Source organism: Pseudomonas sp. N-1-13, from assembly GCF_057787095.1.
The window spans coordinates 4,845,295-4,869,212 of record NZ_JBYNRI010000001.1; the positions used below are offsets into that span (position 1 = coordinate 4,845,295).

Annotated in this window: 23 protein-coding genes; 13 read left to right on the top strand and 10 right to left on the bottom strand. The window is 60.5% G+C overall.

Annotated elements, in window-relative coordinates:
- Positions 1-3: 3 nt before the first annotated feature.
- From cyoA to hmpA, 3 genes are all read right to left on the bottom strand, one after another.
- On the bottom strand, positions 4-951 hold the full coding sequence (cyoA, locus tag AC3I65_RS21725; protein WP_047228600.1) for a ubiquinol oxidase subunit II: 948 nt from the start codon (positions 949-951) through the stop codon (positions 4-6).
- A 792-nt stretch (positions 952-1,743) separates the two neighbouring features.
- Complete coding sequence (locus tag AC3I65_RS21730) at positions 1,744-2,253, bottom strand: disulfide bond formation protein B (RefSeq protein ID WP_047228601.1); 510 nt, start codon at positions 2,251-2,253, stop codon at positions 1,744-1,746.
- 331 nt (positions 2,254-2,584) lie between these two features.
- Positions 2,585-3,766 carry an NO-inducible flavohemoprotein gene (gene hmpA / locus AC3I65_RS21735; protein ID WP_419418016.1) on the bottom strand — a complete coding sequence of 394 codons (1,182 nt, stop codon included), beginning with the start codon at positions 3,764-3,766 and terminating at the stop codon, positions 2,585-2,587.
- Between the two features lie 151 nt (positions 3,767-3,917).
- Between hmpA and norR the strand changes: the two genes are divergently transcribed.
- The 5 genes from norR to AC3I65_RS21760 all read left to right on the top strand — a co-directional run bounded on the left by norR (position 3,918) and on the right by AC3I65_RS21760 (position 9,065).
- Positions 3,918-5,474 (top strand): nitric oxide reductase transcriptional regulator NorR, encoded by a 1,557-nt coding sequence (gene norR, locus AC3I65_RS21740; RefSeq protein WP_488524149.1) that lies wholly within the window; start codon positions 3,918-3,920, stop codon positions 5,472-5,474.
- A 201-nt stretch (positions 5,475-5,675) separates the two neighbouring features.
- Entirely contained in the window at positions 5,676-6,578 is a 903-nt protein-coding gene (locus AC3I65_RS21745) for a chemotaxis protein CheV (protein ID WP_047228604.1), read from the top strand.
- Positions 6,579-6,676: 98 nt separating this feature from the next.
- Positions 6,677-7,003: a hypothetical protein gene (locus AC3I65_RS21750; protein ID WP_488524150.1), complete on the top strand. Its 327-nt coding sequence runs from the start codon at positions 6,677-6,679 to the stop codon at positions 7,001-7,003.
- Positions 7,004-7,080: 77 nt separating this feature from the next.
- The gene (locus AC3I65_RS21755) at positions 7,081-7,830 is read left to right on the top strand and encodes a YkgJ family cysteine cluster protein (RefSeq protein WP_316912201.1); all 750 of its coding nucleotides are present in this window, start codon (positions 7,081-7,083) and stop codon (positions 7,828-7,830) included.
- Positions 7,831-8,093: 263 nt separating this feature from the next.
- The gene (locus AC3I65_RS21760; protein WP_488524151.1) at positions 8,094-9,065 is read left to right on the top strand and encodes a 2-hydroxyacid dehydrogenase; all 972 of its coding nucleotides are present in this window, start codon (positions 8,094-8,096) and stop codon (positions 9,063-9,065) included.
- Between the two features lie 42 nt (positions 9,066-9,107).
- On the opposite strand, the gene AC3I65_RS21765 is transcribed toward AC3I65_RS21760, so the two are convergent.
- Positions 9,108-10,010, bottom strand: a complete 903-nt coding sequence (locus AC3I65_RS21765) for a DMT family transporter (RefSeq protein WP_107321893.1) — start codon at positions 10,008-10,010, stop codon at positions 9,108-9,110.
- 139 nt (positions 10,011-10,149) lie between these two features.
- On the opposite strand from AC3I65_RS21765, the gene AC3I65_RS21770 reads away from it, so the two are divergent.
- The 4 genes from AC3I65_RS21770 (at position 10,150) to fecA (ending at position 15,049) form a co-directional block, all read left to right on the top strand.
- Positions 10,150-11,025, top strand: a complete 876-nt coding sequence (locus AC3I65_RS21770; protein ID WP_107321892.1) for a helix-turn-helix domain-containing protein — start codon at positions 10,150-10,152, stop codon at positions 11,023-11,025.
- A 129-nt stretch (positions 11,026-11,154) separates the two neighbouring features.
- The gene (locus tag AC3I65_RS21775; protein WP_047228610.1) at positions 11,155-11,643 is read left to right on the top strand and encodes a sigma-70 family RNA polymerase sigma factor; all 489 of its coding nucleotides are present in this window, start codon (positions 11,155-11,157) and stop codon (positions 11,641-11,643) included.
- Positions 11,644-11,651: 8 nt separating this feature from the next.
- Positions 11,652-12,599, top strand: coding sequence for a FecR domain-containing protein (locus AC3I65_RS21780; protein ID WP_488524152.1), 948 nt, complete (start codon positions 11,652-11,654; stop codon positions 12,597-12,599).
- Positions 12,600-12,709: 110 nt separating this feature from the next.
- On the top strand, positions 12,710-15,049 hold the full coding sequence (gene fecA, locus AC3I65_RS21785) for a TonB-dependent Fe(3+) dicitrate receptor FecA (protein ID WP_107321891.1): 2,340 nt from the start codon (positions 12,710-12,712) through the stop codon (positions 15,047-15,049).
- Positions 15,050-15,134: 85 nt separating this feature from the next.
- Here fecA and AC3I65_RS21790 read toward each other — a convergent pair whose 3' ends face one another.
- Positions 15,135-15,545, bottom strand: coding sequence for an HPF/RaiA family ribosome-associated protein (locus AC3I65_RS21790; RefSeq protein WP_047228613.1), 411 nt, complete (start codon positions 15,543-15,545; stop codon positions 15,135-15,137).
- A 499-nt stretch (positions 15,546-16,044) separates the two neighbouring features.
- On the opposite strand from AC3I65_RS21790, the gene AC3I65_RS21795 reads away from it, so the two are divergent.
- Positions 16,045-16,362 (top strand): DUF3509 domain-containing protein, encoded by a 318-nt coding sequence (locus tag AC3I65_RS21795; protein ID WP_047228614.1) that lies wholly within the window; start codon positions 16,045-16,047, stop codon positions 16,360-16,362.
- Here the strand turns inward: AC3I65_RS21795 and AC3I65_RS21800 are convergent.
- The gene (locus tag AC3I65_RS21800) at positions 16,359-16,859 is read right to left on the bottom strand and encodes a phosphate-starvation-inducible protein PsiE (RefSeq protein ID WP_076383585.1); all 501 of its coding nucleotides are present in this window, start codon (positions 16,857-16,859) and stop codon (positions 16,359-16,361) included. The genes AC3I65_RS21795 and AC3I65_RS21800 overlap by 4 nt on opposite strands.
- Before the next feature lie 305 nt (positions 16,860-17,164).
- Here AC3I65_RS21800 and AC3I65_RS21805 point away from each other — a divergent pair, with 305 nt between their 5' ends.
- A complete protein-coding gene (locus AC3I65_RS21805) occupies positions 17,165-17,425 on the top strand; it encodes a YebG family protein (protein ID WP_047228616.1) in 261 nt (86 codons plus the stop codon).
- Positions 17,426-17,497: 72 nt separating this feature from the next.
- On the opposite strand, the gene AC3I65_RS21810 is transcribed toward AC3I65_RS21805, so the two are convergent.
- Positions 17,498-18,517: a Glu/Leu/Phe/Val dehydrogenase family protein gene (locus tag AC3I65_RS21810; RefSeq protein WP_047228617.1), complete on the bottom strand. Its 1,020-nt coding sequence runs from the start codon at positions 18,515-18,517 to the stop codon at positions 17,498-17,500.
- A gap of 186 nt (positions 18,518-18,703) precedes the next feature.
- Between AC3I65_RS21810 and AC3I65_RS21815 the strand changes: the two genes are divergently transcribed.
- The gene (locus tag AC3I65_RS21815; RefSeq protein WP_076383584.1) at positions 18,704-19,507 is read left to right on the top strand and encodes a SirB1 family protein; all 804 of its coding nucleotides are present in this window, start codon (positions 18,704-18,706) and stop codon (positions 19,505-19,507) included.
- A 153-nt stretch (positions 19,508-19,660) separates the two neighbouring features.
- Here AC3I65_RS21815 and maiA read toward each other — a convergent pair whose 3' ends face one another.
- Genes maiA through hmgA form a run of 3 tightly spaced genes read right to left on the bottom strand, consistent with a single transcriptional unit; the run spans position 19,661 to position 22,919 of the window.
- Complete coding sequence (gene maiA / locus AC3I65_RS21820; RefSeq protein WP_047228619.1) at positions 19,661-20,296, bottom strand: maleylacetoacetate isomerase; 636 nt, start codon at positions 20,294-20,296, stop codon at positions 19,661-19,663.
- Positions 20,297-20,306: 10 nt separating this feature from the next.
- Positions 20,307-21,611, bottom strand: coding sequence for a fumarylacetoacetase (gene fahA / locus AC3I65_RS21825; RefSeq protein ID WP_488524153.1), 1,305 nt, complete (start codon positions 21,609-21,611; stop codon positions 20,307-20,309).
- Between the two features lie 3 nt (positions 21,612-21,614).
- Positions 21,615-22,919 carry a homogentisate 1,2-dioxygenase gene (hmgA, locus tag AC3I65_RS21830; protein ID WP_188250957.1) on the bottom strand — a complete coding sequence of 435 codons (1,305 nt, stop codon included), beginning with the start codon at positions 22,917-22,919 and terminating at the stop codon, positions 21,615-21,617.
- Between the two features lie 163 nt (positions 22,920-23,082).
- Here hmgA and AC3I65_RS21835 point away from each other — a divergent pair, with 163 nt between their 5' ends.
- On the top strand, positions 23,083-23,895 hold the full coding sequence (locus AC3I65_RS21835) for an IclR family transcriptional regulator (RefSeq protein ID WP_047228622.1): 813 nt from the start codon (positions 23,083-23,085) through the stop codon (positions 23,893-23,895).
- Positions 23,896-23,918: the final 23 nt, after the last annotated feature.

A 23,918-nucleotide genomic window follows, 5' to 3' on the forward strand; every position in this document is an offset into this window, starting at 1 on the left:
CGTTTACTCCTCTGCCCCGGCAGCTGAATGCGAACTCATGTCCATCCCTTCCATGTTGTGGGCCACTTCCTTTTCGTTCTTCTCGTGGTGCATCGGCTTGCCCGGGTTCATCCCTTCATACTTGTCGATGATGGTCTGGAACAGGTTCGGCGTGACCGAAGAGTAGAGCTCGACTGGGTTGTTCTGGCTCGGTTTGGAAAGGGCTTCGTATTCAGCTTTTTCAAGCTGTTTAGGTGCCTTCTTCACATCGTTGACCCAGGCGTCGAATTCTTCCTGGGTCGTGGCGATTGCTTTGAACTTCATGCCGGTGAAACCCGCGCCGCTGTAGTTGGCGGAGATACCGTCGAGTTCGGCGTTCTGGTTGGCGATCAGGTGCAACTTGGTCTGCATGCCCGCCATCGCGTAGATCTGGCCGCCCAGGCCCGGGATGAAGAACGAGTTCATCACGGTGTCGGAGGTGACTTTGAAATTGATCGGCGTGTGGGCCGGGAACACGATCTTGTTGACCGTGGCGATGCCTTGTTCCGGATAAATGAACAGCCACTTCCAGTCCATCGAGACCACTTCAATGGTGATCGGCTTGACGTCGGAGTCCAGCGGACGATACGGGTCAAGGGCATGGGTGGACTTGTAGGTGATGTAACCCAGAGCAATGATGATCAGTACCGGAATAGTCCACACCGCCACTTCGATTTTGGTCGAGTGCGACCACTTGGGCGTGTACGTGGCACTGGTGTTGGACGCGCGGTATTTCCAGGCGAACAGGAAGGTCATGACGATAACCGGCACGACGACCAGCAACATCAACAGCGTAGCGGTGATGATCAGATTACGTTCATCCAGGCCGACCTGACCCTTGGGATCGAGCAAGGTCATGTTGCAGCCTCCCAGCAACAACGTGCCGAGCAAAGGCAACAAGCCTAGTAATCGGGGGTACCTGTTTTTACTCATCTCACGACCTCTAAAGCAGCTTGCGCAATGCAGTTGGGTTTTGATCGCCAACACTTCACCCTGCCAAGGGTTGGCATTTTTCTTGGATTGAATAAGGGCTGACCGTCGCAGCGTCAGACGCTGTTCGACACATCCCGGGCCAGCAGTGAGTTCTTATTCGAATTCGTAGGTCAAAGGCCTTGTTACAGCCCAATTCCATTTGGTGCGGGTAGTTGGAAGGCACCGACACCTGGGGTCGCATGGGGCCTTGAGCCCTTCGACCACCTCACGGGCTCAAGCTTGAGCCGGGTCGGAAATTCGGTGCGGGCGATTGTAGTGAGCTGAGGCGCCGGAGACCATGTCTTATCCTGAAATAATTTTCATCAAATCGAGCAACAATCTTTCGCAGAATTCGAAACAAGCCGGCATCTTATCGAAATTCATTCTCAACAAGAACCCCAGAAAACGTAGGTCTACTACGCCCGATTTAGACAGCTTGCGCTGATTAAAGAGAGTTTTTACGCCCGTAGAGCCCCCGTCATTCGGGGGCTGAGCGGCAAGACACCCGATTGTTAGAAATGCCTGCTACGGGGGGAGGCAGTTAGCCGGATGGAGCCTGCAACGGCTGATTTTTCATTGCAGAACGAGGTGCTTATTCGCGCAGTAAGTGGCCGGATGACAGCAAATGTGTGACAACGTGTCGCACGCTGTCGCGGCTCATTATTGTCTCGGATCAAGGCTGGCACGCAGTAAGACTGAAACGCAAAACGCCCCGGCTTCCTACAGAAAACCGGGGCGTCTGATTGAGACGCTTTAGGGCAGTTGTTTGCGATTGCGCGACACCAGCAACGGCACCAGGATCGCCGTGAGGACGAACGCCACCAGTGCCCATTGTGCCAGGGACAAGCCCAGGATCGGCGGATACGGGGTGGAGCAAAAGCCGTCGACCTGGAAGCCCAACGGGAAGATCTTCGCCAGCGGGAGGTCATCGACAATCGGTTGCAGCACGTCGACGCCACAGCTGACCGCCGGGAAGAACTGGGTGTACACGTGATGCCCCGCTACCGCCGCACCGGCCAGGGCACTGAGCACCACCAGGCCTTCGAAAACCGTCAGGCTGCGACGGGTACGCATGGCCGCGCCAATGAAGGCGAAAATAGCGATCAGCAACAATGCATACCGCTGCAGGATGCACAGCGGGCACGGCGCCTCGCCGAGCGCCACCTGCATGTACAGCGCACCGCCGATCAGCGCCAGACAGATCAGCCCCAACAGCACCAGATAGCGCCGTTCACGGCCTAAGCGCAGCATTTGCTCATTCATTGCGTTTCCCTTTGTATGCATTGGATCGACGCGCAGCCTGGAGAAACCCGGCGCACTGTCGGATGGCCAAAGTCTACACGCTGACCATGACAGAGAACGAGCGGCTGCCGCCCACATTGAGGGGAATAAACAGGAGGGAGGTTAAGTACGGATTAATTTTGCTTGGGGGAGTCAGTTGCGATGGGATTGAGCATGGCGCCGCTATCGCGAGCAAGCTCGCTCCCACAGTTGTCTTTGCGTTGTTCACCCAATCGTGCCCGCCGCAAACCCCTTGTGGGAGCGAGCCTGCTCGCGATGCAGACGAACCGGATCACCCCGGCTCGCCCCGCCGTTACTCCAGCGCCGCCGCCGGGCCGAAGAATTCGTAGCGGCTTTGCCCGTCCGGCACGCCCAGTGCCTTGAGGTGGCGCTTGACGGCGGCCATGAAGCCTTTGGGCCCAAGGAAGTAGGCATCCAGGTCACGCTGCTGCGGCAACCATTGCGCCAGTTGTTCCTGGCTCAACAACCCGACCTTGTCAGCCGCCGGGCTCAAGCCGTCATCTTCGTCGTAGCAATAGAAGCGCTTGAGTTGTGGATGCCGCTGGGCCAGGTCATCGATCCAGTCACGGAACGCGTGCACGCCGCCGTTACGTGCGCAGTGGATAAAATGCACCGGCCGCTCGGTTTGCAGCGCCGCCTGCAACATCGCCAGGGTCGGCGTGATGCCGACGCCGCCGCTGATCAGCACCAGCGGTTTGTCGCTCTGGGTCAGGAAGAAGTCTCCTGACGGGGGAAACAACTGGATGCTGCTGCCGATCGGGAAATGATGGTGCAGATAGTTGGACACGCGCCCGCCCGGCTCGCGCTTGACGCTGATGCGATACTGACCGTTGTCCGCCAGGGCCGACAGCGAATAATTGCGGCGCACCTCCTCGCCATCCAACACCAGCTTCATGCCGATGTACTGGCCTGGTTCGGCCACCAGGATCGCGCCTTTGTCCGCCGGCTCGAAGTAGAACGAAGTGATTTCCGAGCTCTCCTGCACCCTGGCTGCCAGGATGAACTCACGCTCGCCCCGCCAGCCGCCCGGCGCTGCGGCTTTCTGCTCGTACATGCCGGTTTCGGCACCGATCAGGATATCGGCCAACTGGTTATAGGCAGCGCCCCACGCGGCAATCACTTGCGGCGTGGCGATCTCTTCACCCAGCACCTCGGCGATCGCCCGCAACAGGCAGGCCCCCACAATGGGGTAATGTTCCGGCAGGATTTGCAGGGCGACGTGCTTGTTGACGATTTTGGCCACCAGGTCGCCCAACTGATCGAGCTGGTCAATGTGCCGGGCGTACATCAATACGCCGTTGGCCAGGGCACGGGGCTGATCACCGCTGGCCTGGTGAGCCTGGTTGAACAACGGGCGCACTTGCGGGTATTCGGACAGCATCATGCGATAAAAGTGAGTAATGAGCGCTTCACCACCGCTTTCAAGCAAGGGCACGGTGGAGCGGATGATGGCGCGTTCTTCTCGGCTGAGCATAAGGTGACTCCTGGCGTATTACGAAAAACTGATACCTATGCCTATCAGGTTTCATGCCATAAAAATTATTGAACATTTTCAATTGCTTACGAATTAAGTAGTCATTAAGACATATGGCATCTTATAGTCCTTAGGACAACATGGAGTCATTATGACCGCAACCTCCCTGCTGACCTCACTGCTTCCGCTGGTGGCCGACCTCTCCCGCGAGTTGCCGGAAGGCGAGCGCTATCGTCGCCTGCTTGGCGCGCTGCGAGCCCTGTTGCCCTGCGACGCCGCCGCGCTGTTACGCCTGGATGGGGACTGTCTGGTGCCGCTGGCGGTGGATGGCTTGAGTACCGATACCCTGGGCAGACGCTTCCGGATTAGCGAACACCCCCGCTTCCAGGCACTGCTGGCCAGCCCGCAGCCCACTCGCTTTGCCGCCGACAGTGACCTGCCCGACCCGTACGACGGATTGGTCGAAGGTCTGGCTGAGCACTTGGAGGTCCACGACTGCATGGGCTGCCCACTGTTCGTCGACGAGCAACCGTGGGGCCTGCTGACCCTCGACGCGCTGAACCCCGAACGCTTCGAGCCCATCGACCTGAGCGCCTTGCAGGCCTTTGCCAGCCTGGCCGCCGCCACGGTCAGCGCAGCCGAACGCATTGATCGGCTGGCCTTGAAAGCCGAAGACGAACATCGCCGCGCCGAGGTCTACCGCCAGGCCAGCGGCCAGCAACCTCGCGACATGGTCGGCCAGAGCAAGGCCCACAAGCGATTAGTGGAAGAAATCAACCTGGTGGGGGGCAGCGACCTGACGGTACTGATCACTGGCGAAACCGGGGTTGGCAAGGAGCTGGTCGCCCAAGCCATACACGCGGCCTCCAAGCGCGCCGAGCAGCCGCTTATCAGCCTAAATTGCGCCGCACTGCCGGATACCCTGGTGGAAAGCGAACTCTTCGGCCATGTACGCGGCGCGTTCACAGGGGCCACGAATGACCGGCGCGGCAAATTCGAACTGGCCGATGGCGGCACGTTGTTCCTCGATGAAGTGGGCGAGTTGTCCTTGACCGTGCAGGCCAAGCTGCTGCGAGTGTTGCAGAGCGGCCAGTTGCAACGGCTGGGCTCGGACAAGGAACATCGGGTCGATGTACGCCTGATTGCGGCCACCAATCGCGATCTGGCTGAAGAAGTGCGCAACGGGCGATATCGGGCCGACTTCTATCATCGCCTGAGCGTGTACCCGTTGCTGGTGCCGGCACTACGGGATCGTGGGCGCGATGTGCTGCTGCTCAGCGGTTTTTTCCTGGAGCAGAACCGTTCGCGCATGGGCCTGGGCAGCCTGCGCCTGACCAGTGACGCCCAGGCCGCATTGCTGGCGTATGACTGGCCGGGGAACGTACGTGAACTGGAGCACCTGATCGGCCGAAGCGCCTTAAAAGCCTTGGGCCGGTGTCCGGTGCGGCCAAAGATCCTCAGCCTCAGCGCCCAGGACCTGGACTTGCCCCGCAGCCCGGAAGAACACCCGCCACCTTCATCCGCCAGCCCCGCACCTGCCCTGGAGGGGGTCACGGGGGACTTGCGTGAAGCCATGGACGATTTTCAACGCAAGCTGATCATCGCCTGCCTGGAACGGCATCAGCACAACTGGGCCAGCGCCGCTCGGGAACTGGGTCTGGATCGGGCGAACCTGGGGCGGATGGCCAAGCGGTTGGGACTCAAATAAAACCTTCTGTACCACCGACGCCCCATGCGGCGAGGGCATTTATCGCCGGACCACAGCGTATGCATTCCCAGGCCACTGAGCTGAAATCGATTGTCTGTGGGTTTCGCCCTAAAGCCAGCCCCCATCGGGTCGATAACCCAATATCAAAAGCTGTTTTGGCGTTCTTCACGCTCGCCCCACCTTTTTCCACAGAAGGTTTTTATGTCTTCCAACAAAGCCCGCGCAGATTCACTTTCGCTTCTGCTGTTTACCTTGCGCAGCGGCAAGCTGATGGCAATCAACCTGCTCAAAGTCAGCGAAATCATTCCCTGCCCGCCGTTGACCAAACTGCCGGAGTCGCACCCGCACGTCAAAGGCATCGCCACCCTGCGCGGGGCCTCGTTGTCGGTGATCGACCTGAGCCGCGCCATCGGCGAACGGCCCCTGGAAGATCCGGATGGCGGCTGCCTGATCGTCACCGATGTGAGTCGATCCAAACAGGGTCTGCATGTGCAGGCGGTGAGCAAGATCGTGCATTGCCTGACCACCGACATCAAGCCACCGCCTTTCGGCTCAGGCGGCGTACGCGCCTTCATCACTGGCGTGACGTCGGTGGATGGCACACTGGTGCAGGTGCTGGACATCGAAAAAGTCATCCACGGTATCGCCCCGGCGCAGATTGAAACGGCGCCCACCGAGCTGAGCATGGAAGACGCCGAAGTCCTGGGCAACGCGCGGATCCTGGTGGTCGATGACAGTCAGGTGGCGTTGCAACAATCGGTACACACCTTGCGCAACCTCGGCCTGCAATGCCACACCGCTCGCAGCGCCAAGGAAGCCATCGAATGCCTGCTGGACCTGCAAGGCACTGCACAGCAGATCAACCTGATCGTTTCCGACATCGAAATGTCGGAGATGGACGGCTACGCCCTTACCCGGACCCTGCGGGAAACGCCGGACTTCGCCCACCTCTATGTGTTGCTGCACACCTCGCTGGACAGCGCCATGAACAGCGAGAAGGCTCGGCTATCCGGGGCCAATGGCGTGCTGACCAAGTTCTCCTCACCGGAGCTGACCAAGTGCCTGATCACGGCCGCCAAGGCGGTTGCCGAGCAAGGCCACTGAGTCATGCCTGATGATCATTCCCATGCGTATAGGGGAATGATCATCCCGGCACCTCAGGCATACTCCTGTCCTGGCTTCCCAGAACAAGGATCTTGCTGATGAAAATCCACGCACTCATGTTTTTGGGCTTCACGGCCCTCGCCGCCCAGGCCCACGCCTCCAGCCCAGAAGCCTGGGCCACCCATGACAAAACCGTGCTTGCCAGTTGCATCAAGGCCAGCGGCTTGAAGAACGCCGAGCCTGTGGGCACTGCCGCGCAGTTCGATGACCGGGTGGGTTATACCGCGCTGTTGCTGCAAGGCCAGTATCCGCAGAAACACATGGAAGGCGCGACGGGCACCGAGCTGTGCCTTTACCGCAAGAAATCCAAGACCGCCTACGTGACCGAGTGGGACTCCATCCGCCCCGCCGACAACAGCCGGTGATGGCGCACAACTTGCTTCGCATCGGTTAATCGCGGCGTTTTTCTGTCGCCGCCTTCCAGCTTTTGACCGGGCGCTCAATGAACACAACGTTTTCCTGCGTAGGCTGTGGCAAATGCTGCACCGATCACCATGTCCCCCTGACCCTCGACGAGGCCCGGATGTGGGCTGACGACGGCGGCCAGGTGATTGTCCTGGTGGAAGCCTTCCTGCCCAACGGCCTCGGCCTGCCGGCGGCGCAACGCGAACACGCTGAGCGCCGTTCGGCGCGGGTCCACAGCGGCACCACCGAGGCCTTGGTGGCAATCACCTTCGCCGCCTATAACGCCGGGCGCTGCCGCAATCTTGACGAAGAAAACCTGTGCCGCATCTACGAGCGCCGCCCCTTGGTGTGCCGTATCTATCCGATGGAAATCAACCCGCACATCCCGCTCAACATTGCCGTAAAGGAATGCCCGCCAGAGTCGTGGGAGACCGGACCGCAACTGATACTCGGCGGTGAACTGGTCGACAAGGAACTGGCGCAGTTGATCGAACGCTCACGTCAGGCCGATCGCGAGGAAATCCGGATCAAGGAGCGCATCTGCGCTTCACTGGGCATCCTCACCACCGCGCTGAAGGGTGACGGGTTTACCGCGTACCTGCCGGACATGAGTGCATTCGCCACCGTCATTGATCAGGTCCGTTTACAGCCACTGGAGCAAGCGGCCAGTGAATGGCAGTTCCATTTGTCCGGTGATGACGTGGCCTGCCAGGTCCTGGCCAGTGGAGCACGGGTTGCCACTGAGGCACCGGTCAACTACGCGTTTATTTCGCTGCGGGCGGCGTAAACACCTCAGGGATGAAATAGAAATCCCTTGTGGGAGCGAGCCTGCTCGCGATAGCGGTGGATCAGTTTGCAGTGATGGTGGAGATGCCGCCGTCATCGCGAGCAGGCTCGCTCCCACATCCAACATAGATACTCCCCATAGGTACTGCCCATAAGTACTCCATTCCTGCCACTGACTCGCCTCAATCGACGCTCCCCCTCTCGCCTAACCCACATCCAGAATGTTAGCGTGCTTGGTATTCCTTGCCTGATGAGCCTTCTGCGATGAAAAAAACCGTACTTGCCTTCAGCCGTGTCACACCCAAGATGGTCGAACGACTGCAACAGGATTTCGACGTGATCGTGCCCAATCCGTCGAACGGCGACATCAATGCACAGTTCAACGAAGCCTTGCCCCACGTGCATGGCCTGATCGGTGTCGGACGCAAGCTCGGCCGCGAACAACTGCAGAGCGCCGCGAATCTGCAAGTGGTGTCCAGCGTGTCAGTGGGTTACGACAACTATGACCTGGCCTACTTCAATGAGCGTGGAATCATGCTCACCAACACCCCTGACGTGCTCACCGAAAGCACCGCCGACCTGGCCTTCGCCCTGCTGATGAGCAGCGCCCGGCGCGTCGCTGAACTGGACGCCTGGACCAAAGCCGGCCAATGGCAGGCGACGGTCGGCCCGCAGCTGTTCGGCACTGACGTGCACGGCAAGACCCTGGGGATTGTCGGCATGGGCAACATCGGCGCCGCCATTGCCCGGCGTGGCCGGCTGGGGTTCAACATGCCGATTCTCTATAGCGGCAACAGCCGCAAGACCGAACTGGAAGATCAGTTGGGCGCACAATTTCGCGAGCTGGATCAGTTGCTCGCCGAAGCAGACTTTGTTTGCCTCGTGGTGCCATTGAGTGAGAAGACCCGCCACCTGATTGGCCAGCGTGAACTAACCCTGATGAAACCGAGTGCCATTCTGGTCAATATTTCCCGCGGCCCGGTGGTGGATGAGCCGGCGCTGATCGAAGCCTTGCAGAACAACCGCATCCGCGGCGCCGGGCTGGACGTTTACGAGAAAGAACCATTGGCCGAATCGCCGCTGTTCCAGCTGAAAAACGCCGTAACCCTGCCCCATATCGGCTCGGCCACCCACGAAACCCGTGAAGCCATGGCCAATCTTGCCGTGGAAAACTTGCGCAGCGCTTTGCTGGGCGAGCGACCGAAGAACCTGGTCAACCCACAAGTCTGGAAGTAAACCATCGGGCAGGCGCCGGGTCCGGGCCTGCCATACCCTGGCTCAGCGTGCGCCCAGGGCGGCTTGCGTCGCCACGGGCCGGGGTTTGCGAAACACCAGCACGTTCCCCAACATCACCAACACCAGCCCGAGCAGTGCCGGCGCCGTCCATTGGTAGCCCTCGACCAACGCCGAGACGTTCAACGCCACCACCGGAAACAGCACCGTGCAATACGCCGCCCGCTCCGGCCCCATGCGCCCCACCAGCGTCAGGTAGGCGGTGAAGCCGATCACTGAACCTGGGATCACCAGGTACAACAGCGAGCCGACATAGCGCGCGTTCCATTCCATATCGAACGGGATGCCTTTGAAGAGGCACCACACCGCCAGCATCGCCGCACCATAAGCCATACCCCAGGCGTTGGTGGTCAACGGTTTGAGACCGGCCTTCTGCTGCAAACTCGAGAGCATGTTGCCCGCCGAAAAGCACAAGGTTCCCAGCAACGCCAAGGCCAACCCGAGCAGCGTTTGCGGGCTTGCGCTATGACCCGCCAGCTCCGGCCAGAACAGCAGCGCCAGCCCCAGCAAGCCCAAGGCGCCGCCCAGCAAGACGTTGCGGGCGATCCTTTGACCGAAGAATACGCGGGCATTGAGGGCATTCCAGAGCGTGGCGGTAGAGAACACCACCGCGACCAACCCGCTGGGAATCCATTGGCTGGCAGTGAGGAAACACATGAAGTTGATGCAAAACAGGCACAGGCCCTGGGCCACGCAAATCAAATGACCGCGCCGGTTCATGGCTTGCAGACGTCGGCTGAGCAAGAGCATCACAAACAGAATCAGCGCCGCCAGGCCGAAGCGATAGACAATCGACACGGGGATGGCGACCACGCCCAACTGCAATTTCAGCGCAATCCAGGTAGTGCCCCAGATGAGCACGGTAAGTAGATACAACGAGAGGTTCATGACGGCAACTCCTGACAATGACCGCCAGTGTTGCGCCGCCCGCCACCGGGCGCTTGCGTAAACTTGCGGTTTTGTCGCTTTGCAGGCTGGCATGAGCCGACCGACGGAGTAGGATGCAAGGCGTTGGAGAGACCCGATCATGCCCACACTGCAAACCCTGCAAGTCTTTCAAGCCCTCAACAGTTCGCCCAATGCTCGCCTTGAGCACAGTGCCGAGCTTGGAGATGGCATGGCGGCCGCTTTGTGGAGCAACCATCACGACGCCCAAGACTACGAGGCGCCGACTCACCACACGCTGTCGTGCTACATCGCCGGTGGTACCGGCACGTTTCGCCGCGAACGCCCCGACACCACCGGGGCACCTGGCAAACTCTGCGTCCTGCCGGCCGGGCATGAATCGGCCTGGGTCATCAATGGCGACATTCGCCTCGCGCACCTGTACTTCAGCCCTGAGCAATTCGCCCTCGGTTGCGTCACGCTGCTGGATCGCGAGCCGCGGCAAGTGCAACTGCGCGAAGCCACCTTTCTCGACGACCCGCAACAGGCACAGCGCTTTCGCCAGTTGATCGCCCTGAACTGGGATGAGCCCGGTGAACGCCTTCTGACCACCAGCCTGGCCCATGACTTGCTCAACCATCTGCTATTGAGCCAGGTCGGCCAGCGCCAGGGGCTTCGCCTCAAGGGCGGGCTGGCCGCTCACCAGCGGCGAATGCTGGTGGACTACATCGACAGCCATCTGGCCGACGCCATCAGCCTCGGCCAACTGGCGGCGCTGTGTGCGCTGTCCGAATACCACTTTGCCCGGATGTTCCGCGAAAGCTTCGGCCTGCCGCCCCATCAATACGTACTGGCACGACGTCTGGCCCACGCGCGGCACTGGCTGCGCAGCACGTCAAAACCGCTGGGTGAGGTCGCGTTGACCTGCGGGTTCGCCAGCGCCAGCCATTTTACGAATCGTTTCCGGCAGGCCCTCGGCGCGACACCCGGCGAGTATCGACAGGCGTTTTTGCGCTAGGCATCAACGTGCCCCGGTCAAATGAAACAAGCAGGTACTGATCCCGATTGCCGTAGCCACCGCCGCGCCCCTACAATGCGAACAATTCTTGTTCTCTAGCACAGCTCATCGCTGTCGGGATGCTCCTCGTTGCCGCCTGCACACACCGTCGAAGTGCTCTACAACGCCCATCACAGTTGGCTTAACGGCTGGTTGCGAAGAAAACTCGGCTGCCCCGACAGTGCCGCCGACCTGGCCCAGGACACGTTCATGCGCGTACTGACTGCGCGCGACCCGCAGCCTGTCCTGGAACCCCGGGCGTTTCTTACGACCATTGCCAAGCGCGTACTGTTCAACCACTACCGACGCCAGGACCTTGAGCGCGCCTACCTCGATACCCTCGCCCAACTGCCGGAGCAGGTGGTGCCGTCGGAGGAAGAACGGGCAATCATCCTGCAAAGCCTGATGGAACTGGACCAACTGCTCGATGGTTTGCCACGAGCGGTCAAGCAGGCGTTTCTGCTGGCCCAGGTCGATGGCCTGACCTACAACGAAATAGCCCGTGAACTGGGAATTTCATTGGCGACGGTCAAGCGTCATTTGAACAAGGCAGCGATGCGCTGCTACTTCGCCTTATGACCCCAGCGATGAACAGCGCACCAGATGTCAGTGCGAAAGTGGCCGAACAGGCCGTGCACTGGCTTTTGGAAATGCAGCAAGGCCCACTCGATACTCGCCGGCAGAAAGCCTGGGAGCAATGGCTCAATGCTCACAACGAACATCGCCGCGCCTGGGAGCATATCCAGCGGGTCAATCAGCGGCTGCGCAGCGTGCCCTCTCCGTTGGCCCATGCGGCCCTCAATGCACCGAAGTCCGCTGCGCGGCGTCGAGCGCTCAAAATGTTGTTGGTGCTTGGGGCCGGTTCAGCGTTGACCTGGAGCCTGCGTGAACGCCAACTGCTAACCCCATTGATGGCCGATTTTCGCAGCCCGGTAGGCGAACGGCGTCGTCTGACGCTGGATGACGGCAGTCAGTTGCAGCTCAACAGCGGCAGTGCGGTAGACGTTCGCTTCGACGCTCAACGCCGCTTGATCCACCTGCTGGAGGGGGAACTGTTATTGACCGCTGCCCGCGACCCAAGGCCCCTGCAAGTGCTGACCGCCCATGGCCTGCTGGAAAGCCGCAACGCCCGGTTCAACGTACGCGAGTATCCGGACCACACCCAGGTGGCGGTGTTTGAAGGCCAGGTGGACATTCGTAGCCGACACGGCCCGGCGTTGTTGCTGGCGACGTCACGGCAACTGAGCCTTGGCATCAACGGCGCCGGGCCCGCCACGGCCCTGGATGCCAACAGCGGCGCCTGGACAGAGGGCATGCTGGTAGCGGCGCACATGCGCCTGGCAGACTTTCTCGACGAGCTAGGCCGCTACCGACGTGGCCAATTGCACTGCGACGAGGCGGTCGCCAACCTTCTGATCTCTGGAACCTATCCGCTGGACGACAGCGAGCGAATCCTCGATCTGCTGGAAGTCAGCCTGCCGGTAAAAGTGCGTCGTTTCACCCGCTATTGGATCTCGGTCGAAGCTCGAGCCTGAACCACGGCCACCCCAGCTGAAAAAAAGTGATGCACCAGTGAGCCGTTTTCCACACCTGGGGTGACAGAGAAGGAAAGCACTTCGATACAACCTTCTCGGGATTCTCATCCATGCCGCAACAACCCACCCGTCTCACCCCGCTCGCCCGTACCGTGCGTCAATTGCTCCTGGGGGCCAGCTTGAGTTTCGTCGTACTGCCTTGCGTACAGGCTGCAGATGCCAAGCCCTATCACATCGCGCCGTCGTCACTGGAAAATGCCCTCAATCAATTCGGACGCGAGGCTGGGGTGTTGATTTCCTTCAGCTCACAGACGACCGCAGGCCTGCAAAGTCGGGGCCTGGAAGGCAGCTACAGCCCAGAGCAAGGGCTGAGCGCGCTGCTCGAAGGCACAGGCCTGCAAGCCCGCCCTGAGGCAGACAACGCCTTCAGCCTGCAACCGGCCGCCAGCACCGCGCTGGACATCGGCACCACCACCGTGGTCGGTGACTGGCTCGGCGATGCCGCGCCGACCAATGTCTTCGAACACGCCGGTGCCCGAGACGTCATCCGTCGTGAGGCGTTCGAACGCCAGGGCGCGACCCAGGCCCGGGATGTGCTCAATCGCATTCCTGGCGTCAACGCACCGGAAAACAACGGCACCGGCAGCCATGACATGGCGCTGAACTTTGGTATCCGCGGGCTCAATCCTCGCCTGGCCTCACGTTCCACGGTGCTGATGGACGGCATCCCGGTGCCTTTCGCACCCTACGGCCAACCGCAGCTATCGTTCGCGCCGGTCAGCATGGGCAACATGGACGCGGTGGATGTCGTGCGCGGAGGCGGCGCGGTGCGCTACGGTCCGCAAAACGTCGGTGGCGTGGTCAACTTCGTGACGCGGGCGATTCCCGAGGCGCCGACGGTAAAGGGCGGCTTCCAGACCGAGACCAGCCCGTCTTCCAGTCACGACGGCTTCAAGACATCCGCCAACCTGCTGGCCGGCGGCACCGCCGACAACGGCCTTGGCGGTGCCCTGTTGTACTCCGGCACTCGCGGCGGCGACTGGCGCGAACACAGCGACACACAAATCGACGACTTGATCCTCAAGGGCAACTACCAACTGGACGAGGCCAACAGTTTTAATGCCATGGCCCAATACTACGAAGGCGAGGCCGACATGCCCGGCGGCCTGAATGTGGCCGACTACGACGCCAACCCGTATCAGTCCACCCGTCAGAATGACCGCTTCTGGGGCCGTCGCACCCTGGTCAACTTCGGCTACCGCTACCAGCAGGATCGACGCGAATTTACCGCCAGCACGTTTTTCACCAAGACTTTGCGCAGCGGCTACCTGGACCAGGGCACCTTCCTGTCCCTGTCGCCTCGTGAATATTGGGTACGCGGCCTGGAAACCCGTTTTGCCCAAGGTTTCGACCTCGGGCCGACCAGCCACGAAGTCGGCGTCGGCTATCGCTACATCAACGAGGCCGGCCATGAACTGCGCTATCGCACGCCGATCGCCAGCAACGAATTGCCGACAACCTCCAGCCGAAACGACCGCGATACACGGGGTGGAACCGAAGCCAATGCAATTTTCATCGATGATCGGATCGATATTGGCAAATGGACGATCACGCCCGGTATTCGTTACGAAATGATCGAATCGCAGCAGACAAACAATCTGACCAACGTGAAATACAAGGGCGACTACAACACCGCCCTGCCAGCGCTGAATGTGCTGTACCACCTGACCGATGAATGGAATCTGTATGCCAATACCGAAGGTTCATTCGGCAGTGTGCAGTACAGCCAGATGCCCAACCGTGTGAGCAGCGGTGAAGTGAAACCGGAGAAAGCCCGCACCTGGGAACTTGGAACCCGCTATGACAATGGCAACCTGCGGGCGGAGATCGGTGCGTTCCTGATCAACTTCGACAACCAATACGAAAGCAACCAAACCAACGATTCGGTGATTGCCCGTGGCGAAACCCGCCACCAGGGCATCGAAACCAGCATCAACTACGCCCTCGACGGCCTGAGTCCGGCGCTGGCCGGTTTTGACGTATATGCCACGTATGCCTTCGTCGATGCCACCATTCGGGAAGACGGACCGAACAAAGGCAACCGCGTGCCATTTTCTTCCAAGCACAAAGGCACACTGGGCGTGGGTTACACGGACGGGCCGTGGAAATTGAACCTGGACAGCACCTATCAGAGCGCGCAGTTTGCCGACAACGCCAATACCCGCGCCGAAAGCGCCGACGGCAGTACCGGCAATATCCCTGGCTATATGCTGTTCAGCAGCCGCGCCGCCTATGATTTCGGCCCGCAACTGTCGGACCTGAACGTGGCGGTGGGTGTGAAGAACATCTTCAATACCCAGTATTTCACCCGCTCGTTCGACGATAACAACCGGGGCAAATACGTAGGGGAACCGCGCACGCTGTATGTGCAGACGTCCGTGGCGTTCTGATCAGGGGCTGCGATGGATCGCTGAAACAAGACGGGCCTGCGATTGCAGGCCCGTCTGTTCGGTGGGTAATTTTAAATGATCGGGCTCAGCCGTTGAGTGCAGCCCGTTCGTTCTCCAGGAATTCTTCTTCCAGCATCGCATCGGCCAAGGCCACCGACTCGGTCGGCTTCTCAGCGGTGGCGCGTTTGACGCGCAGTTTGCCGAACAGATGCTCCAGGGCATGTTCAAGCTTGGTGGCCGCCCCTTCGATGGCCAATTCCAGCGTATCGGCCTTGTGTGTCACCGAGACCGGTTGCAGACCCTTTGGCCGTGCTTCCAGCTGACAACGCAAGTCATGGGGACCGGGCTTGTCGCCGTTCTCGTCCCGCAAATGGACCTCGACCCGTGTCAGGTCTTCTTCATAACGTTCGAGCGTGCTTTCGATGGTAGTACGTACCCACTCCTCCAGTCGGATGCTGCTTTGAATATGGTTATCGCTGTTGACTTGGATTTGCATAGTTCATCCCTTATTTCGGCTAGCTCGCCAGGGGCCAATCGACGGTAGCGCGACGACCCCTTGAATACAGAGTCGGGCTGGCGGCAGAACAATTCAACCCCTTCGAAAAGATAAATATTCATACGCAAATAAAGCCGGACAACGGACAAAAGCGCTGTTAATGTCGGGAGTTGCCTCGCCTTGCTTACCCCACGAAAATTCTGCGCTCACCCTGCACCGTCAACGACCATTCGCCCATTCCTGCACAGAAACGGGCAGCCTCCCGGGCCGCATGCCAAGGCCTTCAGCGCCTATGCGCCGTGATCATTGTCCGACAGTTTTTCCGGCATGCCCCTTGCTACCTCTCTGCTGGAGCGGTCGCAGGTTGGGATCTTCCGATCCAGCCTCTGCCTGGCTCTGGATGAAGCACGATCATGGAATGGCCGGTGGTCCGGTATCGCGAACTAATCCCGATCACGGCCGGTCAACAACTGCACGTTCAATCAGGCGGTGACGCATCATGGACAACCCTTTTCAGCTCATTACCGACGCTTTTGCGCCGCAGTATCAAATCAATCTGAGCATCCAGGGCCTGGACGGCAGCATCATGCTGACCCTCTCCAAGGCCGGGCGCATCGTCGCCAAGCGCATGATCAGCGCCCAGCAACGCAATGACCCGGAACGCCTGCGGCGCCTGGTCCAGAGCATCCAGTTCGGCATCGCCATCGAGCAGGGCCACAGCGCTGTGGCGATCCTCGAAGCCATGACCGGCGGTGACAACGTCAAGCTGCCACCACCGCAGACGCAGGGCGCGACATCCGCCCCCGCCGGTTTCTAGATCTCGCCCTTCTCCACTTCGGCGTGCTCGCTGGAACCCGCGCCAACCTTGCGGTGCGGGTGCTCGATTTTCACCGAAGGGAACTGTGAGGAAGCGTAACGCACCACCAGGATCGCGAACGCCAGCAGCAAGATGCCGCCGCACAAGTAGATGATGCCCAGGTCAGGCGGACTGTGGTGGGAGACGTTGGAAATCAACAAGCGCGTCAGCGCCGTGATCGCCACGTAGATCAGGAACCGCACCGGCATGTGGTTGGTCTTGAAGTAGATCCCGACCATCGCTCCCAATTCCAGATAGATGAACAGCAGCAGGATGTCATCGATCTTGATGTGCCCCTGCTCGAGCATCTGCAAAAACTCCATCACCGCCGCCCAGGCGGTCACCGCTCCGATGGCAAACAGTGCCAGGTAATGGAACGTCTCGACGAACAGATTGCCCAGGGATTCGGCCAACTGATGTACGTTCTGGCGCAGGTTCTCGGCCCAGTTGATTTTCACGATGTAGTTTCCTTAGGTCGACTCGACCGGATGATGCGGGTTGGACGTGACGGTTGTTCTGCATGCAGAAAAAAGGCCAGCGGCTGAGGGTGAGATGGCGATGGGCCGCAACCCGACACTTTTACGATGTTGATGCCGCCCTGTCGTGAGCAGGCTGGCTCCCACACCAGCGCTCGCGACAAATGTGCAAATACGTCTACATTAAAAAGCCACTATCCAAAGGGAAGGGATTCGCTTATCCTTTTGGCTGTATATAAATACAGTAGTCACAAAGATAACCAATGTGAAGGCATGTGAGGTGGTGAATGGCCGTCGAAGTGGTATACCGCAGCAGCCGAGATCTGGAGCGCTTGTTCATGGATAAAGCCGAAGCTGACCGTCATGACAAAATGCTGGAACTCGCCGAATTGCTGGCAGAAGTGTTGCAAAAAGCCGTTCCCTCGCTGAGCGAGAAACAGGTTGAGGAAGCCGGCATCTACATGGCGAAAAATCGCGATGTGTTCGCCAAGGCGTTCAAGAGTCAACCGGACGCCTTGTCCGAACTGCTCAATGCCCCTGCTGAATAAGCCTTGAAAAGATCGCAGCCTTCGGCAGCTCCATGGAATCCACCCAGGAGCTGCCGAAAGCTGCGATCTTTTTTATCGGTACAACAAACGCTCTGCCAATTCATCGGCCACCCTGGCCGGTGAGCGTTTTTCTGCCTGGGCGTGGGCAAAGACTTCCGTAAGCCGGGCGCCGATCTTCGACAAATGCGCGGTGATCGTCGACAGCTCTTCGCCGCGATGCTTCAAGGCGACATAGATCAGGCCTCCGGAGTTGATCACATAATCCGGCGCATAGAGGATCCCGCGCCGTTCCAATTGATCGGCCACCTGCAGGTTGCTCAACTGGTTATGGGCCGACCCGGCAACCGCCGAGCAGCGTAGTTGCGCCACGCTCTGGCTATTGAGCACCCCGCCCAGGCCACAGGGGGCGAGGATGTCGCACGGGGTACTGAGCAGTGCATCGTTGGCGATCGGATGCGCGCCCAGTTGCTCCATCGCCAGTTGAACCTTGCCAGGGTCAATGTCGCTGACCAACAGTTCGGCGCCTGCGGCGTGCAACTGTTCGGCCAGGGCGAAACCGACATTACCCAGGCCCTGGATCGCTACCCGCAGGCTTTCCAGGTTATCGCTGCCCAGGCGGGCCATGGCCGTGGCACGGATGCCGGCGAATACCCCCATCGCCGCGTGAGGCGCTGGGTCTCCCGAAGCCGTGGTGCTGGTCACATGACGGGTCTGTTGGGCGATGCAGTCCATGTCCGCCACCGAGGTGCCGCTGTCGATGGCGGTGATATAGCGGCCATCCAATTGCTCGATGCAGCGCCCAAATGCCTCAAACAACGCAGCCCGACTTTCGACATGGGCCGGACGCATGATCACGGCCACGCCGCCGCCCACCGGCAAGCCGGCCAGTGCGGCCTTGTAGCTCATGCCTTGGGCCAGGCGCACGGCGTCGACCACGGCACTTTCATCGTCGGGGTAGGACAGATAACGACATCCACCCAGAGCAGGCCCAGGACGGCTGCAATGAATGGCAATCACCGCCTTCAACCCGGTGGCCGGGTCTACGCTCAGGTGCAGCGATTCAAGGCGGGAGCTTTGCATGAGAGCAAACATCGACAGGCTCCCGAATCACTTTTGTTTGTTCCGCCAGTATAGGCGTGCGCTCAAAATTTGCTGGAGCGCGCCGGAATAAGTCGACCGGACGGCCAGTCTTTTGGGCATAACCTGATTCCTTCCCCGGACGAGACTGGACGAAAGCCCGCAGCAGAGCTAAAAACGAGGCATAGCCCGGAGACTGTGATGACACCGCGCCAAGCCTTTTTTGATTGCCTGCACCGCTCCCCACCGGCGCTGTTCGAAGCAGCGTTGTGGATTGCTGCCGAACATGATCGCGAAGTGGACGTACCGGCGTTGCTGAACGATTTCAAGGATCTGCAACAGCGTGTCAGCCATGACCTGCCGATGCTGCCCGTCAGCGAACTGGGCCAACCCTTGCTGCGCCGCCTCAATGACCTTGGATTCGCCCAGGACGATTTCACGCCCCTGCGCCCACGGGCCGCGTTGCTCGACAAGGTGCTGACGCGTAAACGTGGACAGCCCCTGGCCCTCGGCCTGATCGCCCTGGAGCTGGCTCGTGGCCTGGAGATTCCGATGGTCGGTGTCAATTTCCCCGGTCACTTCCTGTTGCGGGTCCCCGGTGCCGATCATCTGCTCGACCCGTGTGGCGGACGCCGGTTGTACCCCAACGACTGTCGGGAACTGCTGCAACGCCAATACGGCGCCAACATGCCCCTCAAAGCCGAGCACCTGGTCAGTGCCGAGCCCATGCAGATGCTCCAGCGCCTGTCGCGCAATCTTCGCCAATTGCATCTGACCAACGACGACTACATTGCTGCACTGATCGACGCCGAACGGGTGCTTGAACTGGGCAACGCCAGCGCCGCCGATTACCTGGCCCGCGCCAGCCTGTACCAACGGCTCGACTGTCCCAACGCCGAACGATTCGACTTGGAGCACGCGCTGATGCTCAGCGAAGACCCGATCCAGCGAATCCGGCTGACGGAACGGCTGGGGCATCTGCCGCCCAATTCAATTGTGCATTGAGCAGGTGTAGATCGCGGATGACGAGGTGGTAACCCAACGGCTCGCCCCCTCTCCTTCGGTGGGAGCGAGCCTGCTCGCGATAGCGGTGTGTCAGACAACATGTTTGTAAGCTCAACCACCGCCATCGCGAACAGGTTCGCTCCCACAGGGGGCTCAAGGTGTATCAGGCTGATTTGCCGGATGCGCCTGTTGAAACGCTGGATGCGCAGCCGCCAACGCCGCAACGCGACGGATCCGTGGATACGCCTCCAGGGAGACATTGAACCGTTCTGCCGCGTATACCTGCGGGATCAGATACACGTCCGCGACCCCGGGTGCTGCACCGAAGCAGTAGCCGTCATCCCCAATCAACTGTTCCACCGCCGCCAGTCCCTGGCTGATCCAATGCCCGATCCACTGCGCCACCTGCGTTTCATCGTGGCCCCACTGCCGCAGCTGGTTGAGTACGCTGACGTTGTGCAGCGGATGAATATCGCAACCGATCAATGCCGCGACGCCTCGCTCATGAGCCCGAACCGTCAGGTCGGCGCTGAGCAACGGCACCTGTGGATAACGCTCCTCCAGGTACTCGATGATGGCGGGTGACTGCACCAGCAACGCGCCTTCGTCGGTACGCAGCGCCGGAACCCGGCCCTGAGGGTTGATCGCCAGATAGGCCGGCTGACGATGTTCGCCCCCAGGCGCAGCGATCAGGTTGACCGGCAGGGCCTGGTAATCCAGGCCCTTGAGCGCCAGGGCAATGCGCACCCGGTAGGACGAAGTGGAGCGGTAGTAGGTGTAGAGTTCCATGCCCTGTCCCTCACCGCGCCGGCAGGATCTTGCCCCGGCATTCGCCAAAGCCGATGGACGCAACACCTTCGCCGCTGCAACGGGCCCGCAGGATGATCTCGTCACCGTCCTCAAGGAATTTGCGCACTTCGCCAGAGGCCAGCTCGATTGGCTTTTTACCGCCCTCGGTAATCTCCAGCAGGCTGCCGAACTGACCGCTCTCAGGCCCCGACAAGGTGCCCGAACCGAACAGGTCACCGGCCTGCAACTGGCAACCATTGACGCTGTGGTGGGCGACCATCTGCGCCACGGTCCAGTACATGTACTGGGTGTTGCTCAACGTCAGGCGATGGGCCGGCAGGTTCTGCTCGCGCATGGCTTCGGTCAGCAGCAGGACTTCCAGTTCAATGTCGAAGGCCCCACCGGCCTGGTCACGCTTGTCCAGCAGATACGGCAACGGCTGCGGATCGCCTGCCGGACGCGCCGGTTGTGGGCGACGGAACGGTTCAAGGGCTTCGGCGGTCACCACCCACGGCGAAATACTGGTCAGGAAACTCTTTGACAGAAACGGCCCCAGCGGCTGGTATTCCCAGGCCTGGATATCCCGGGCCGACCAGTCGTTGAGCAGGCAGAAACCGCCAATGTGCTCGGCAGCATCACCGATGGCGATGGGTTCGCCCAAGGCGTTGCCCTGGCCGATCCAGATGCCCAGTTCCAGCTCATAGTCCAGTCGCGCGCACGGGCCGAAGGTCGGCTCGGTCTGGCCGGCGGGCAGGGTCTGACCCTTGGGGCGACGCACGTCGGTACCGGACGGGCGAATGGTCGAGGCGCGACCGTGATAACCGATGGGGACGTACTTGTAGTTGGGCAACAGCGGATTGTCGGGACGGAACAACTTGCCGACGTTTTGCGCGTGTTCGATACCGACGTAGAAGTCGGTGTAGTCATTGATCCTGGCCGGCAAATGCATCTGGCAGTCGGCTGCGCGGACCAGCAGTTTCGCGCCCTGGGCTTCGATCTTGCCCCGCAGCGAGCTGTCTTCGCGCAGCAGCTCCAGCAAGCGTTCACGCAGGGCCACCCGAGCGCTGCGGCCGAGGTCGAAGAATGCATTCAACTGGCCGTCCTTCATGGCTTCGACGGCTTCGCGCGCCGCGCCGTCAAACAAGCCCGCCTGCAACGCGGCCTGCAAATCGAAAATCTGCTCACCAATCGCCACGCCGCTACGGGGAGCATCGTCATCGATACTGAAGATGCCCAGCGGCAGGTTCTGCAGCGGGAAGTCGGCATGGCCATTGGCGGAGGCGACCCAGCTACGGGCAGGGGAAAGTTGAGTCATGGGTTATCTCCGGGTCGGGTCGAAAGTGACCGGCAGCGAGGCCCAGCAGGCGTCGTAGTCAGTTTGCAATTGTGGGCAGTCCAGGGCGAAACGGCTCGGGCGCAGGACCTGGCTGGTTTCGAACATGAAGGCCATGGTGTTGTCGATTTTCGCAGGCGTCAGCTCGGCGTTGATCGCCTTGGTGCAGGTCTCGCCGTCCGGGCCATGGGCACTCATGCAACTGTGCAAGGAGGCGCCGCCGGGCAGGAAACCTTCGGCCTTGGCATCGTAGGCGCCCTGGATCAGGCCCATGAATTCATTCATCAGGTTGCGATGGAACCACGGCGGACGGAAGGTGTTTTCCGCCACCATCCAGCGCGGCGGGAAGATCACGAAATCGAGATTGGCCAGGCCGTGGACGCTGGTGGGTGAGGTCAATACGGTGAAGATCGACGGGTCCGGGTGGTCGAAGCTGACCGTACCGATGGTGTTGAAACGGCGCAGGTCATATTTGTAAGGCACGTTGTTGCCATGCCAGGCCACCACATCGAAGGGCGAATGATCCAGCTCGCAACCCCACATCTCACCGAGGAATTTCTGCACCAGCGCAGTCGGTCGGGCGAGGTTTTCGTAATGAGCGACCGGCGCCAGGAAATCCCGCGGGTTGGCCAGGCCGTTGCTGCCGATCGGCCCAAGGTCCGGCAGGCGCAACGGCGCGCCATGGTTTTCGGCGATATAGCCGCGGGCTTGTGGATCAAGCAGCTCGACGCGAAATTTCAGGCCCCGGGGGATCACGGCAATTTCCAGCGGCGCCAGTTCCAGCACGCCCAGCTCGGTGGCAATCCGCAGCCGTCCCAGCTGCGGCACGATCAGCCATTCCCCGTCAGCGTTGAAGAACACCCGTTCCATGGAACGGTTGGCGCGGTAATGGTAGACGCTGATACCGGCCGGTTTGTCCGAGCCGGCATTGGCCGCCATGCGCACCAGTCCATCGATGAAATCGGTTGGCTCGGCAGGAATATCCAACGGGTTCCAGCGCAGGCGATTGGGCGTGACCTCACCCAGAGGACCGCCCGCTATCTGATGTTCAAGCTTGACGAAGGCCGGATGATTGGCCGACGGCCGGATGCGATACATCCAGGTCCGCCGCGCTTCGCTGCGAACCATGGTGAAGGCAGTGCCGGAGAATAATTCGGCATAGAGACCGTAAGGGGCTTTTTGCGGGGAGTTCTGGCCAACGGGCAAGGCGCCGGGCAGCGCCTCGCTGGCAAATTCATTGCCAAAGCCTGACTGATAGGCCAGGTCCGACACTGTGGAATCGAGGGTCATGGAGCCTCCTGAACACAGGACTGGGTACGACCTCGTCGTTCCACGAAGAAACGTCAGGCGCACAGGTTATTTTTATCGTAATTCAATTACGCATAACGTAATTTGCTCGACAGCGACCGTCAAGCTATAAAGACGCCCATTCGCCTCTGGACTCAGCGCCTCCATGGAAACCCCGCTCAGCAACGGTAAACAGAAAGTCCGCTCGGCCGAAGTCGGCACCGACATCCTCAAGGCCCTGGCCGAACTGTCGCCCTCCACGTCGCTGTCGCGTCTGGCCGAACACGTGCAAATGCCGGCGAGCAAGGTTCATCGATACCTGCAGGCCTTGATCGCCAGCGGTTTCGCTGAACAGAACACGTCCACCAACCACTACGGCCTCGGGCGCGAAGCCTTGCGCGTGGGCCTGGCGGCGTTGAACGGCATGGACGTGTTGCAAGTGGCCGCCCTGCCCTTGGCCGAACTGCGCGATGACTTGAACGAAACCTGTTTCCTGGCGGTGTGGGGTAATCACGGCGCCACGGTCGTTCGGATCGAACCCGCCATACGGGCAGTGACGGTGGTGACGCAATTGGGATCGGTATTGCCGCTGCTCAGCTCGTCCACGGGGCTGGTGTTCAGCGCCTACCTGCCGACGCGCGAAACGATCGGCTTGCGCGAACAGGAAGTGAGCGCTTCCACCGCCCACGCCCTGGCCGACGACCAGGCCTATGCCACCCTGTGCCAGCAAATACGCAGTCGCGGCCTGCACCATGTGCATGGCTTGCTGATGCCCGGCGTGGATGCCCTGTCAGCCCCGGTATTCAATGCTGTCGGCCAAGTGACGGCGGTGATGACCATTGTCGGCCCGACTTCCCTGTTCCATGCCGACGAAAACGGCCCGGCGGCACAACGACTGCTGGCGGCGACCCGGGCCGTGAGCTGGCGGATGGGATATGAGGCAGGCGCAGGATCGGATCAGCCAACGGGCCAATCCTGATCACACCATTGATGTGAGCGGTG

Bases quoted from the DNA above. Each gene is read 5' to 3' on its own strand.
- cyoA (WP_047228600.1), bottom strand. From the start codon at position 951: ATGAGTAAAAACAGGTACCCCCGATTACTAGGCTTGTTGCCTTTGCTC.
- AC3I65_RS21730 (WP_047228601.1), bottom strand. From the start codon at position 2,253: ATGAATGAGCAAATGCTGCGCTTAGGCCGTGAACGGCGCTATCTGGTG.
- hmpA (WP_419418016.1), bottom strand. From the start codon at position 3,766: ATGCTCAGCCGAGAAGAACGCGCCATCATCCGCTCCACCGTGCCCTTG.
- norR (WP_488524149.1), top strand. From the start codon at position 3,918: ATGACCGCAACCTCCCTGCTGACCTCACTGCTTCCGCTGGTGGCCGAC.
- AC3I65_RS21745 (WP_047228604.1), top strand. From the start codon at position 5,676: ATGTCTTCCAACAAAGCCCGCGCAGATTCACTTTCGCTTCTGCTGTTT.
- AC3I65_RS21750 (WP_488524150.1), top strand. From the start codon at position 6,677: ATGAAAATCCACGCACTCATGTTTTTGGGCTTCACGGCCCTCGCCGCC.
- AC3I65_RS21755 (WP_316912201.1), top strand. From the start codon at position 7,081: ATGAACACAACGTTTTCCTGCGTAGGCTGTGGCAAATGCTGCACCGAT.
- AC3I65_RS21760 (WP_488524151.1), top strand. From the start codon at position 8,094: ATGAAAAAAACCGTACTTGCCTTCAGCCGTGTCACACCCAAGATGGTC.
- AC3I65_RS21765 (WP_107321893.1), bottom strand. From the start codon at position 10,010: ATGAACCTCTCGTTGTATCTACTTACCGTGCTCATCTGGGGCACTACC.
- AC3I65_RS21770 (WP_107321892.1), top strand. From the start codon at position 10,150: ATGCCCACACTGCAAACCCTGCAAGTCTTTCAAGCCCTCAACAGTTCG.
- AC3I65_RS21780 (WP_488524152.1), top strand. From the start codon at position 11,652: ATGAACAGCGCACCAGATGTCAGTGCGAAAGTGGCCGAACAGGCCGTG.
- fecA (WP_107321891.1), top strand. From the start codon at position 12,710: ATGCCGCAACAACCCACCCGTCTCACCCCGCTCGCCCGTACCGTGCGT.
- AC3I65_RS21790 (WP_047228613.1), bottom strand. From the start codon at position 15,545: ATGCAAATCCAAGTCAACAGCGATAACCATATTCAAAGCAGCATCCGA.
- AC3I65_RS21795 (WP_047228614.1), top strand. From the start codon at position 16,045: ATGGACAACCCTTTTCAGCTCATTACCGACGCTTTTGCGCCGCAGTAT.
- AC3I65_RS21805 (WP_047228616.1), top strand. From the start codon at position 17,165: ATGGCCGTCGAAGTGGTATACCGCAGCAGCCGAGATCTGGAGCGCTTG.
- AC3I65_RS21810 (WP_047228617.1), bottom strand. From the start codon at position 18,517: ATGTTTGCTCTCATGCAAAGCTCCCGCCTTGAATCGCTGCACCTGAGC.
- AC3I65_RS21815 (WP_076383584.1), top strand. From the start codon at position 18,704: ATGACACCGCGCCAAGCCTTTTTTGATTGCCTGCACCGCTCCCCACCG.
- maiA (WP_047228619.1), bottom strand. From the start codon at position 20,296: ATGGAACTCTACACCTACTACCGCTCCACTTCGTCCTACCGGGTGCGC.
- fahA (WP_488524153.1), bottom strand. From the start codon at position 21,611: ATGACTCAACTTTCCCCTGCCCGTAGCTGGGTCGCCTCCGCCAATGGC.
- hmgA (WP_188250957.1), bottom strand. From the start codon at position 22,919: ATGACCCTCGATTCCACAGTGTCGGACCTGGCCTATCAGTCAGGCTTT.
- AC3I65_RS21835 (WP_047228622.1), top strand. From the start codon at position 23,083: ATGGAAACCCCGCTCAGCAACGGTAAACAGAAAGTCCGCTCGGCCGAA.